Genomic DNA, 11,653 nt, shown 5'->3' with positions numbered 1-11,653 from the left:
ATGTTGGGGGGGTGATTCGTCACGGTCATCAGGTGGTGGTGACCGCGGTGGAGTTCGTCGGGGTGGTGGTGATCACTGCCGGGGTCGCGTGGGCGTTGGTGCGATTCGTGGTCGACGGGGTGCGTTTCCGCGACGCGGCGGTGTTCACCCGGATCCGGCTTACCCTGGGCCGGTTCCTCACCCTGGGGCTGGAGTTCCAGCTCGCGGCCGACATCCTGCGTACCGCGCTGTCGCCGACCTTCGCCCAGATCGGTCAGCTCGCCGCCATCGCCGCGATCCGTACCGTGCTGAACTACGTTCTGCGTCGCGAGATCGAGCAGGAGCAGCGGCAGATCGCCGCGCCGGAGGGATCGCGGTGACCAGCACCCTCTCCGCGATCATCACCGTGCTCGGCGCGTTCGCCGCCGCGGTGGCCCTGGTCACCACCCGATCCTGGCCGACCGCCCTCGCGGTCCTGCTCGACCTGCTCGTCGCCGCCGGTCTGGTGGGGCTGGCCGGCGGCCAGAGCCTGCGGGAGTTGGCCGCCGTCGTCGCGATCGTGGCGCTGCGCATGCTGCTGCGCAGCGCCCTGCTCGCCAACTACCAGTGGTGGCGGCCGCCGGAGCGGGGTCACCCGGCCGAGTCCGTCGGTGGACGCCCCGGCACCGATCCCTGACCCTGCGCCGGGGCCGCCGCACCGCCGGTCAGCCGCCGGGCTTCTGGTAGACGTCCGGCACGCCGTCCTGATCGAGGTCGACCTGTTCCTTCAGCGCGATCGCGCGGTACGCCCGGTTGCGGCGCGACAGCACCAGCGTGGCCAGCAGCGCCGAGATCAGCGAACCGGTCAGCACCGCGGCCTTGACGTTGCCTCCCTCGCCGGCGGAGCCGAAGGCGAGTTCACCGATCAGCAGCGAGACGGTGAAGCCGATGCCGGCCAGCAACGACACCCCGAGCAGATCGGACCAGGCGATGTCCTCGTCCAGCCGGGCCCGGGTGAAGCGCGCCAGCAGGTACGTCGAGCCGAGAATGCCGACGCACTTGCCGACCACCAGTCCGAGCACGATGCCGAGCACGATCGGGTCGGTGGCCACCGCGCCGAGGTCGGCGCCGCGCAGCGACACGCCGGCGGCGAAGAACGCGAAGATCGGTACGGCGAATCCGGCCGAGATCGGCCGCCACCGGTGTTCGAGGTGCTCGGCGAGGCCGGGTGCGGGCCGGCCGTCGCGGGGCCGGCCGGCGAGCACCGGCACGGTGAAGCCGAGCAGCACTCCGGCCACCGTGGCGTGCACACCGGAGGCGTGCATCAACGTCCAGGCGACGGCCGCGAGCGGGATGAGCGCCCACCACCAGGTGCGGCGACGCTGCACCAGCAGACCGAACAGTGCGATCGGCACGATGGCACCGAGCAACGGGAACAGGTTGAAGTCGTCGGTGTAGAAGATCGCGATGATGGTGATCGCGAGCAGGTCGTCGACCACGGCCAGGGTGAGCAGGAACGCGCGCAGCCCCTGCGGCAGGTACGCCCCGATCACGGCCAGCACGGCCAGCGCGAAGGCGATGTCGGTGGCGGTCGGGATGGCCCAACCGCGCAGCCCCTCGCCGCCCGCGGCGAGGTTGACCCCCACGTAGATCAGCGCCGGTGCCGCCATGCCACCGACCGCCGCCACCACCGGCAGCACCGCCCGGCGCGGGTCGCGCAGTTCACCGGCGACGAACTCGCGTTTCAACTCCAGGCCGACCACGAAGAAGAAGATGGCCAGCAGACCGTCGGCGGCCCAGGTGGCCAGGTCGAGATCGAGGTGCAGGGCCGAACCGCCGGACCAGGGCACCCATCGGCCCAGCTCCGCGTAGGCGCCACCCCACGGTGAGTTCGCCCAGACCAGCGCGATCACGGCGCCGAACAGCAGGAGCGCGCCACCGACGGTCTCGGTGCGCAGCACGTCGGCCAGGAATCGCGCTTCCGGCCAGGAGGTACGGGTGAAGAGTCGGCGAACGCCGTGGCGCTCGGGACGTGGGCTCTGGTCGGTCATGCGGGGTCCACCTCGTCACGGGGAATGGCAAATCGCTCGCCGACCAGGCTTCCCGGCACACCGGCGATGATCCTATCCGGCCGGGACGGCCACCGCGACTACAGCGGATCGCGCCTGTCCCCACCTGAGCTGTGCCGCTGTCGGCGAAGACCTGAGTTTTCCGGGCCGGGGGCGATTCCGGCGGGCCTGTTGTCCGGTTGTACTTCCCGGCGTGCATCGATCTCAAGGAAACCGACAATCGGTGACATAAGCTGTAAAAGGCCGTTTTAATGGTCTGACGAGATGAGGCCAACATTGGGGGTTTTCGTGAATTTCTTTGGCGTTTCCGGTGCGATGCGGAGGCATGCCTGATGGACCCGTTGCGCCAACTGCGTCTCGTCCGCCGACACTGGTGGATCGTCCTGGTCACGCTGATGGTGTCCCTCGGCGTGACCGCCCTGGTCACGGTCCGGGCCCAGCCCCGGTACCTGGCCACGGTCACCTACTTCGTCACCACACCGAGCCAGGGTGTCAGCGACGCCTATCAGGGCGGGCTCTTCCTTCAGCAGCGGGTGAAGTCGTACGAGCAGTTGCTGACCAGTGACCGGCTGGCCCGCAGCGTGGTGGCCGACAACCAGCTCGGGTTGACCGCCGAGCAGGTCCGGGGCCGGATCAGCACCTCGACGGAGACCGGCACGGTCCTGCTCCGGGCCTCGGTGGTCGACACCGACCAGACCCGGGCGCTGCGGGTCACCGAAGCCGTCTCGGCGAAGTTCGTCGAACTCGTCAAGCAGGTCGAGACGCGGCCGGACGGAAGCGCCGGCCCCATCAAGATCGAGGTGATCAGTGGGCCAGGGGTCACCCCGAGCCCGGTGTCGCCGCAACCGGTGCGCAACGTCCTGATCGGCACCCTCATCGGCCTGCTGGCCGGGGTCGGCCTGGCGATCCTGCGGGGCATAGCCGACCTGCGCGTGCGCGACGGCGCCAGCCTGCGGCGGGTGACCGACAGCCCGCTGCTCGGCGAGATCCCGCTCGACAACGACGCCCGGACGGCCCCACTCATCATCGGCGTCGCCGCGGCCTCGGCCCGCGCCGAGGCGATCCGCAAGCTGCGGACCAACCTGCGCTTCGTCGACGCGGACGAGCCGGCCCGGGTCATCGCCATCACCAGCGCACTCCAGGGCGAGGGCAAGACCACGCTGTCGTGCAACCTTGCGATCACCCTGGCCGAGGCGGGCTGGCGGGTGTTGCTTGTCGACGCCGACCTGCGCCGCTCCAAGGTCGGCGACTACCTGGGCATCGACTCCGCGGTCGGCCTCACCGACGTGCTCGTCGGTGACGTACCCGTCGGCGACGTGGTCCAACGGTGGGGCGACAAGTCGCTGCTGGTGCTGCCCGCCGGGTCGGCTCCGCCCAACCCGAGCGAGCTGCTCGGCTCCAAGGCGATGGCCGACCTGCTGCTGGCGCTGCGGGAGTCCGCCGACATCGTCATCATCGACACCGCCCCACTGCTCGCCGTCACCGACGGTGTGGTGGTCGCCGTGCAGGCCGACGGCGCCCTGCTGATCAGCCAGCACGGGCGTACCGCGCGGACCCAGGTGGCCGCGGCCGCCCGCGCGCTCAACGCGGTCTCCGTACGGCTGTTGGGCTGTGTGCTGAACATGGCCAAGTTGGCCAAGGCCGAGGCGTACCAGTACGAGGCGTATCAGGTGCTGTCGAGCTCGCTGCCGGTGGACCGCGCCACGGCGGGCCGGCACGCCGAGCAGACCGCCGCCGACGAGCCTGTCGACAACGCCGAGGAACTCACCCGGCTGTCCCGATGAGCGTGGCAAGGGGACGCAGCGCGCGTTCGATCTCCTGCGCGCAGCGTCGGAAGTCCTCCAGGGTGCCGGCGACCGGATCCACCAGGTCGTCGGCGTCCGCCAGGGCCGGTTGCAGCCGACCCCGGGCCAGTGCGGCCGCCGCCACCGCCGCCCGCAGCGGCTCGTCGTGCCCGTCGAGCGGTGCCTCGACCGTCGCGGCGAGCCGGCCGAACTGGCGCAGGGTGAAGGTGCGGTGCAGTGCCGCCGGTGCCAGCGCCGTGCAGAACGAGCGCTGCCGGCGGGTCGCGGTGAGCACCAGCACCGCGTCGGTGAGGTGCTCCGGCGCGAGCCGCCGACTCCGGAAGCCGGTCGGGTCCTCGCCCGTCTCGACAGTGATCTTGGCTGCGTACGGATGCATGGCCAGTCCCGCCATGGCGTCGGTGCCGGCACTGGCCACGGTCACCGGCCGGCCGGCGAGCAGTCGGCGTGCGGTGAACTCGGCCATCGGTGAGCGGCACAGGTTGGCGTGGCAGACGAACAACACCCGGTTGACCATGGGGAACCCCTTCGACGTCGCGATCGCGGGTGGCGGTGCCGGGATCAGGGACGGTCGCGGCCGACCGCCCGGGGAGGGGTTGTCGGCATCGTACGCAGCCCTGGTGCCGGTGCTCGCTCGCGCCGCGCCGAGCGGGACGGTGGGGACGGAGGTACCGGGGTGCGGATCGGGATCCTGACGTATCACTTTCCGCCGGAGCCGGCGTTCATCCCCGGCAGCCTGGCCGAGGAACTGGCGGCGCGGGGCCACGAGGTACGGGTGCTCACCGGCTTTCCCGACTATCCGGGCGGGCACGTCTATCCGGGGTGGCGGCAGCGCTGGCGCCACGAGACCCACAACCGGGGGCTGACGGTGCGGCGGGTACTGCGGTACCGCAGCGGCGACGGAGACCCGCGGGGTCGGGCGGCCTCCTGGCTCTCCTTCGCCGGCAGCGCGGCGCTTGTCGGCCGCCGTCTCTTCGCCGATGTCGACGCGCTGTACGTGTACCAGCCGCCGGCCACGGCGTTCGCCTCGGCGGCGCTGCTGCGCCTGCTCGGTCGGGTGCCTGTGGTGCTGCACGTCCCCGACGTGTGGACCGAGGAGGCGCGGGACGGCTCCGACGACGGGCGGTGGGCGGCCCGGGTCCGTGCGGCCATGATCCGCACGTACCGCACCGCCACAGTGGTCGCGGTCACCGCGCCGTCGTTGCGCGACGCGGTCGTCGCGGCCGGCACCGACCCGGACCGGGTCCGGTTGGTGCTCAACTGGACCGAGGAGCGGATCTTCCAGCCCACCGCGGCCAGCACGGCCGCACGTCGGTTGGTCCGGCGCGACGAGCGGTGCGTGGTGATGCACGCCGGCACGATCGGTGCCCGGCAGGGTCTGACGACCGCGGTACGGGCGGCGGCCGCCCTCGGCGACACGATGGACCTGGTCCTGGTGGGTTCCGGCGCGGAGGAGCAGCGGGTACGCGGGCTCGCCGCCGAACTGGGGGCCGACAACGTGCGGTTCGTGGAGCGGCGGTCCCCGCTGGACATGCCCGAGTTGTACGCGGCGGCCGACTACCAACTGATCATGCTGCGGGACCTGCCGGAACTGCACCGCAGTGTGCCGGCGAAGCTCCCGGCGGTGCTGTCGTGCGGGGTGCCGGTGGTGGCGTCGGCCGGTGGGGACACCGCCGCCCTGGTGGAGCGGGCCCGAGCTGGGCTCTCCTGCCCGCCGGGGGACTGGGCGAGCCTGGCCGACCGGTTCTGGTTGGCCGCGCACATTCCCCCGCCGGCGCGCGTCGAGATGGGTCGGCGGGGGCGGGAGGCGTATCTGCGGGAGATGTCGCTGTCGGCGGGGGTGGACCGGGTCGAGCGGCTGCTGCGGGAAGCGGTGGCGGCGGTCCGGCCTGGTGAGTCGGTGGCCGAGGTCAGATCGGGTGCACAGCGAATAAAACTCTCATAGCACACAAATCATCATTCAATTCATCAAAAGCCGCTTAGAGTGATAAAACAAGTGTGCTTACTGTCCGTTTCCTGAAGTGGGGTGCGTGTGACGGAGAGCGAGAGTCCGCGCCGTCGGCGTCGACGAACCCGCCGGCCGAGGCGGATCGGACTGCGTCGCGCCCTGCTTGGCGTGCTCGTGGCCACTTCCCTGCTGCTCAGCCTCACCGGCTGGGTCGGGTTCCGGGGTTGGCAGGCCCGTGCCCACCTGGTCAACGCCGCCGGGCTCGCCGGCGAACTGAGTGCCCACCTGGTCAGCGGCGACAATGAGCGGGCCGAACGGGTGCTCAGCGCGTTGCAGGGGCAGTCCAATGCGGCCCTGCGGGCCACCGGCGGCTTCGAGTGGTCGTTGGGCCGGCCGGTGCCGTACGCGGGGGCCAATCTCTCGGCGGTGCGGCAGATCGCCATCGCCATCGACGACCTGGCCCGTCAGGCGTTTCCGGCGCTGGTCCGGGTCGACCTCGGGGTGCTGACGCCGCGCGAGGGCCGGCTGGACCTGGCCGGACTGCGGACCCTCGGCGACGAGTTGGTCAAGGTGGACGCGGCGGTGCGGCGGATCCGGACGGAACTGGCCGCGGTCGGTGATGACCGGCTGATCACGCAGGTCCGGGCGGCGCTGGAGACGTTGCGCGGCGAACTCGACAGGTTGGCCGCGATGACCTCGGCCGCCGAGCGGGCCGGCCGGCTGCTGCCGCCGCTGCTCGGCGCGGACGGCCCTCGCCGGTACCTGCTGGTCTCCCAGAACTCCGCCGAGTTGCGCGCCACCGGCGGCATCTTCGGCGCGTACGCGGTGATCGAGGCCGACCGGGGCCGGGTCAGCCTGGGCGACCAGGGCAGTGGCGCCAGTGTCGTCGCGCTCGACGACCCGCTGACGGTCCCGACCGAGCTGCGGGCGCTCTGGGGTGAGCTGCCCGGCTTGTATCCCGCGGACGTCAATCTCAGCCCACACTTCCCGACCGCGGCGGCACTGTTCCGGGAGATGTACCGCCGAGACCGGGGCGAGACGGCCGATGGGGTGCTCGCGGTCGACCCGGTGGTGCTGTCGTACCTGCTGACGGTGACCGGGCCGGTGCGGGTGCCGGGTGGGGTGACGCTCACCGCAGAGAACGCGGTGAAGACGCTGCTCCACGACACCTACCAGCGGCTCGAGCCGGCAGAACAGGATTCGTTCTTCGCCACCGCCGCGGCCACCGTCTTCGACGTGCTGTTCACACGAAAGGTGCAGTCGAGTGGTCTTCTGACCGCTTTTGACCGCTCCATCCAGGAACGGCGGATATTGTTCTGGAGTGCCCGACCGGAGGAACAACGGATGTTCGGCGACAGCCGGATGGCCGGGGTGCTTCCGGAGCAGGACACCGTGCCGACGGTCGGCGTGTTCCTCAACGACGGCAGCGGCGCGAAGCTCGGCTACTACCTACGGCAGTCCGCCGACCTGACCGTCGGCGACTGCGGCACCGACCGCCGCCGGGAACTGAAGCTCCGGGTGACCCTCCGGTCCACCGCGCCGGCCTCCGGACTCAGCAGGTCCGTCACCGGGCTGGCGATGGCCGGGGATCCGTACACCCTGCGGACCCTGGTCTCGGTCTACGGACCGGCTGGCGGGGTGGTCCGCGACGCCCGGCTGGACGGAACGCGGACACCGATGGCTGCCGGAACCGAACGGCACCGGCAGGTGGCGACGGTGAACGTCGAGGTCGGCCCCGGGGACTCCCGAACCCTGGAGGTTTCGCTGCTGACCGGCCCGACCGACAGCGGCGCCGCCGAGCTGTGGCTGACCCCGACCGCCACCCCGTGGACCACCCATGTGGTCACCGCACCCAACTGTTCACAGTAGGAGGGAACGAACCATGCGGCTCACCCGCATCATCATGGCAACTATGGTCGGACTGGCCGTGGTGGCCGTGCCGGCCGCGGCGGGGGCGGCAGCGCCGCAGCCGCAGCCGACGCCGACCACCACGCCCACCGGCCCACCTCAACCACCGCCGTACCCGCCGGGTCCGCCGTCGCTGTCGGTGGATCCCGCGACCGCCTTCGTCGGCGAGACGGTGGACATCATCGGCCGCAACTTCGGCCCGAACGAGATCGTGGACATCGTGCTCATACGACGTCCGCTGGCAGGCGGCGAGGGCGGCGGCGCACTCGGCGTCCCGCTGAACGCCCCGGGCGGCGATCCGGACGGCGAGGAAAAGGGGGGCCACGACGGCGGGTCCTACCGGATCCACCTGACCGCGCGCACCAACTCGCGGGGTGACTTCCGCATCCCGTTCACGCCCAAGTGGCCCGGGATCTACACCATCACCGCCACCGGCCGCACATCGGGGCTGACGGCCAGCACCGAGCTGCGGGTGCTGCCCCGGCACAAGCCAAAGCCGCCACACCACCTGCCGGTCACCGGCAGCAGCCTGGAGACACCGCTGAAGGTCGGTGGCGGGCTCGTGGCGACGGGCACGGTGCTGCTGCTCGGCACGATGTTGTGGCGCCGGCGCAACCGCTTCGGTGCGGGTGGCACCCACTGACCCAGCACGCCGGGCAGGGCCCGGCACGCACCCGGTGCCCGTCGGAGAGATCCGGCGGGCACCGGGTGCGTTCGTGGCTGCGTCAGATCAGACCATGCGCCAGCATCGCCTCGGCCACCCGGCGGAACCCGTTGATGTTCGCCCCGGCCACGTAGTCACCCGGCAGGCCGTACTCCTCGGCGGTGGCCCAGCACCGGGCGTGGATGTCCCGCATGGTCTCCCGCAGCCGCTGCTCCGACTCCGCGAACGTCCACGCCTCCCGGCTGGCGTTCTGCTGCATCTCCAGCGCGCTGACCGCCACGCCACCCGCGTTGGCCGCCTTGCCGGGCGCGAACCGCACCCCGGCGCGGCCGAGGATGCGTACCGCCTCCGGCGTGGTTGGCATGTTCGCCCCCTCCACCACCGCCCGGCAGCCGCCGGCGACCAGCTGCGCGGCCTCGGCACCACCGATCTCGTTCTGCGTCGCGCACGGCACGGCCAGCTCGCAGGGCACCTCCCAGACCGTACGGTCGGCGACGGTGACCGCGTGTGGCACCTCGCGTACGTAGTCGGCGAGCGGGCCGCGTCGCCGCTCCTTCACCTCCCGCAGCACCTCCAGATCGATGCCCTTCTCGTCGAGCAGGTAGCCGGCCGAGTCCGAGCAGGCGATGACGGTGCCGCCGAGCTGGTGCACCTTCTCGATGGCGTAGATCGCCACGTTGCCCGAACCCGACACCACCACCCGCTTGCCGTCCAGGCTGTCCCCGGCCTGCTTGAGCATCTCCTCGGCGAAGAACACCGCCCCGTACCCGGTGGCCTCGGTGCGGGTCTGCGCGCCCCCGTACGCCAGCCCCTTGCCGGTGAGCACGCCCGACTCGTACCGGTTGGTGATCCGCTTGTACTGGCCGAACAGGTAGCCGATCTCCCGGCCGCCCACGCCGATGTCGCCGGCCGGCACGTCGGTCTGCGCCCCGATGTGCCGGTACAGCTCGGTCATGAAGCTCTGGCAGAACCGCATCACCTCGCGGTCCGAGCGCCCCTTCGGATCGAAGTCCGCACCGCCCTTGCCGGCGCCGATCGGCAGTCCGGTGAGTGCGTTCTTGAAGATCTGCTCGAAGCCGAGGAACTTCACGATGCCCAGGTAGACCGACGGGTGGAAGCGCAGGCCACCCTTGAACGGGCCGAGCGCGCTGTTGAACTCCACCCGGAATCCCCGGTTGACCTGGATCCGTCCGCTGTCGTCCTCCCACGGCACCCGGAAGATGATCTGCCGCTCCGGCTCACAGATGCGCTCGATGATGCGGGCCCGGGCATACTCCGGGTGCCGTGCCAGAGCCGGGCCGATGCTCTCCAGCACCTCCCGTACGGCCTGGTGGAACTCGGGCTCACCCGGGTTGCGGGCGACCACACTGGCGAACACCGATTCGACCGTTTCCGGCATCACCGACACGTCCCTTCCGCCTCAGGTGCGGCGTCGTTGCCGTACCTCGCCGACGACGTCGCGTCGGCCGCCCCCGGATACGTTTCGTCACCGCCGTCCGGTTCAGCGGACCAGCCTGGCCAGCGGTTTTCCTCGACGTACCACTGATCCTTCCCGCTCTCGGCCGCGTAATTCCTGGTAGGGCAGTGGGGGGAAGGGGACAGGCATGACAGTGGGTGCGCGGCTGCTGGCCGCCGCCGCGGTCCTGGTGCTGGGGTTGGGTGCCGTCGCGGTGGTGGTGATCCTCTCCGATCCGTACCGGGTGGGCCGGGTCTTCTCCGGCGAGGGGCAACCGGTGCCGCCCGCGGCCACCGCCACCGCCGCGCCCGACGGGACCAGCGGGTTGGGCGGGGCGGCCCGGGCCGGGATGGAGAGCCTGACCGCCGTCGAGTCCGGTCCGCTGGCCGGCCGCCGGTCCGCCGAGTTCGAACTTGTCGACGGGGTCACCCGGTTCCACCTGACGGTGGTGGAGCTGGGGGAGGAGCTGTACCGCATCGGTAGCCCGGACGACTCGGGGGCCCGGCCCCGCGCGGAACTCTCCGGTGACCGGCTGCGGCTGCGGATGGAGCGGATCGACGAGCTGCCGAGCGAGGTGGAGGTGCTGCTCAACGCCCGGGTCAGCTGGGACCTGCGGATCACCGGCGGGACCACCGACCGGCGACTCGACCTCGCCGCCGCGCGGCTGACCGCACTGGAGTTCGCCGGCGGGGCCACCCGTACCGAGCTGCGGCTGCCCAAGGTCGACCGGGGGCTGGTGGTGCGGGTGACCGGCGGGGTGAACCTCTTCGATGTCCGCGTCGGCGGCGGCGTACCGGTCCGGGTACGGGCCGGCTCCGGGGCCGGGGCGGTCCAGGTGTACGAGCAACGGCGCGACGGCGTGCCCGCCGGGACGGTGTTCGGCTCGCCGAACTGGGATCAGGTCGCCGGCCGGATCCTCCTGGACCTGGTCGCCGGAGCGCACATCGTCACCGTGCGCCCGGGCTGAGCGGCGCGGGGCGGGCGTAGAGTCGGCACGTGGAGCGTACCGAGTCGATGCCCGCGCAGACCCGCCCGCCCGGTGTGGCCACCGCCGATCCCGGCAGCGTGCTGCTGCCCGGCCACGACGTGCCGCTGGGGCGGTACACCACGGTGCGCCGCCTGCTGCCGCAGCGCACCCGGCGGATGGTCGGGGCCTGGTGCTTCGTGGACCATTTCGGCCCCGACGACGTGGCCCAGCGGCCGGGCATGGAGGTGCCACCGCACCCGCACACCGGTCTACAGACGGTGACCTGGTTGCTCGACGGCGAGATCCTGCATCGTGACAGCCTTGGCAACGTTCAACCGATCCGTCCCGGCCAACTGAACGTGATGACCTCCGGTCACGGCATCGCGCATTCCGAGCGTTCCCCGGCCGCACACCCGCCGCTGATGCACGGCGTGCAGCTCTGGGTGGCGCTGCCCGACCCGGCCCGCTCCGGCGAGGCCGACTTCGCCCACCACGCCGAGTTGCCCCGCTGGCGCGTCGGCGAGCTGAGCGTCACCCTGCTGGTGGGTGAGTTCGGTGGCGAGCGCTCACCGGCCCGGGTGCACACGCCGCTGCTCGGCGCGCAGCTGGAGTTGGCCGGCACGGCCCCGGTCGGACTGCCGTTGCGACCCGACTTCGAGTACGCCCTGCTGGCACTGGACGGCGTCGCCGAGGCCGACGGAGTGCCTGTCACGCCCGGGGCACTGCTCTGGCTCGGTGCGGGCCGGGACGCGGTCACCGTACGCGGCACGCCCGCCGCCCGGTTGATGCTGCTCGGCGGCGAGCCTTTCGCCGAACCCCTGGTGATGTGGTGGAACTTCGTCGGCCGCAGCCACGAGGAGATCGCTGCCGCCCGGGAGGAC

General features: G+C 71.7%; 11 protein-coding genes. 8 read left to right on the top strand and 3 right to left on the bottom strand.

From position 1 onward, the window contains the following. Positions 1-11 precede the first annotated feature (11 nt). The gene (locus C1I93_RS22710) at positions 12-359 is read left to right on the top strand and encodes a DUF1622 domain-containing protein (RefSeq protein WP_111245326.1); all 348 of its coding nucleotides are present in this window, start codon (positions 12-14) and stop codon (positions 357-359) included. Next, a complete protein-coding gene (locus C1I93_RS31265) occupies positions 356-655 on the top strand; it encodes a hypothetical protein (protein ID WP_146603559.1) in 300 nt (99 codons plus the stop codon). The genes C1I93_RS22710 and C1I93_RS31265 overlap by 4 nt, the downstream gene beginning before the upstream one ends. Before the next feature lie 28 nt (positions 656-683). On the opposite strand, the gene nhaA is transcribed toward C1I93_RS31265, so the two are convergent. Then, positions 684-2,009, bottom strand: a complete 1,326-nt coding sequence (gene nhaA, locus C1I93_RS22700; RefSeq protein WP_111245324.1) for a Na+/H+ antiporter NhaA — start codon at positions 2,007-2,009, stop codon at positions 684-686. A gap of 350 nt (positions 2,010-2,359) precedes the next feature. Between nhaA and C1I93_RS22695 the strand changes: the two genes are divergently transcribed. Then, positions 2,360-3,811: a tyrosine-protein kinase domain-containing protein gene (locus C1I93_RS22695; protein ID WP_111245323.1), complete on the top strand. Its 1,452-nt coding sequence runs from the start codon at positions 2,360-2,362 to the stop codon at positions 3,809-3,811. Here the strand turns inward: C1I93_RS22695 and C1I93_RS22690 are convergent. Continuing rightward, the gene (locus C1I93_RS22690; RefSeq protein WP_111245322.1) at positions 3,792-4,346 is read right to left on the bottom strand and encodes an arsenate reductase/protein-tyrosine-phosphatase family protein; all 555 of its coding nucleotides are present in this window, start codon (positions 4,344-4,346) and stop codon (positions 3,792-3,794) included. The genes C1I93_RS22695 and C1I93_RS22690 overlap by 20 nt on opposite strands. Before the next feature lie 159 nt (positions 4,347-4,505). Here C1I93_RS22690 and C1I93_RS22685 point away from each other — a divergent pair, with 159 nt between their 5' ends. From C1I93_RS22685 to C1I93_RS22675, 3 genes are all read left to right on the top strand, one after another. Continuing rightward, a complete protein-coding gene (locus C1I93_RS22685) occupies positions 4,506-5,774 on the top strand; it encodes a glycosyltransferase family 4 protein (protein ID WP_111245321.1) in 1,269 nt (422 codons plus the stop codon). A gap of 171 nt (positions 5,775-5,945) precedes the next feature. Then, positions 5,946-7,646, top strand: coding sequence for a DUF4012 domain-containing protein (locus tag C1I93_RS22680; RefSeq protein WP_223256283.1), 1,701 nt, complete (start codon positions 5,946-5,948; stop codon positions 7,644-7,646). A gap of 13 nt (positions 7,647-7,659) precedes the next feature. Further along, positions 7,660-8,328 carry a hypothetical protein gene (locus C1I93_RS22675; protein WP_111245320.1) on the top strand — a complete coding sequence of 223 codons (669 nt, stop codon included), beginning with the start codon at positions 7,660-7,662 and terminating at the stop codon, positions 8,326-8,328. A gap of 82 nt (positions 8,329-8,410) precedes the next feature. On the opposite strand, the gene gdhA is transcribed toward C1I93_RS22675, so the two are convergent. Beyond that, positions 8,411-9,748, bottom strand: a complete 1,338-nt coding sequence (gdhA, locus tag C1I93_RS22670; RefSeq protein ID WP_111245327.1) for an NADP-specific glutamate dehydrogenase — start codon at positions 9,746-9,748, stop codon at positions 8,411-8,413. Positions 9,749-9,953: 205 nt separating this feature from the next. Here gdhA and C1I93_RS22665 point away from each other — a divergent pair, with 205 nt between their 5' ends. Together C1I93_RS22665 and C1I93_RS22660 are read left to right on the top strand one after the other, a co-directional pair. Further along, complete coding sequence (locus C1I93_RS22665) at positions 9,954-10,772, top strand: toast rack family protein (RefSeq protein ID WP_111245319.1); 819 nt, start codon at positions 9,954-9,956, stop codon at positions 10,770-10,772. A gap of 29 nt (positions 10,773-10,801) precedes the next feature. Then, the coding region (locus tag C1I93_RS22660; protein WP_111245318.1) for a pirin family protein at positions 10,802-11,653 on the top strand (852 nt) is incomplete at its 3' end.

It is taken from the genome of Micromonospora endophytica, from assembly GCF_003236305.1.
Lineage (GTDB): Bacteria > Actinomycetota > Actinomycetes > Mycobacteriales > Micromonosporaceae > Micromonospora > Micromonospora endophytica.
This window is presented reverse-complemented; position numbering and strand designations above follow the sequence as displayed.

Coding starts and splice junctions, on each gene's coding strand:
- nhaA (WP_111245324.1), bottom strand. CDS start 2,009: ATGACCGACCAGAGCCCACGTCCCGAGCGCCACGGCGTTCGCCGACTC.
- C1I93_RS22695 (WP_111245323.1), top strand. CDS start 2,360: ATGGACCCGTTGCGCCAACTGCGTCTCGTCCGCCGACACTGGTGGATC.
- C1I93_RS22690 (WP_111245322.1), bottom strand. CDS start 4,346: ATGGTCAACCGGGTGTTGTTCGTCTGCCACGCCAACCTGTGCCGCTCA.
- C1I93_RS22675 (WP_111245320.1), top strand. CDS start 7,660: ATGCGGCTCACCCGCATCATCATGGCAACTATGGTCGGACTGGCCGTG.
- gdhA (WP_111245327.1), bottom strand. CDS start 9,748: ATGCCGGAAACGGTCGAATCGGTGTTCGCCAGTGTGGTCGCCCGCAAC.
- C1I93_RS22665 (WP_111245319.1), top strand. CDS start 9,954: ATGACAGTGGGTGCGCGGCTGCTGGCCGCCGCCGCGGTCCTGGTGCTG.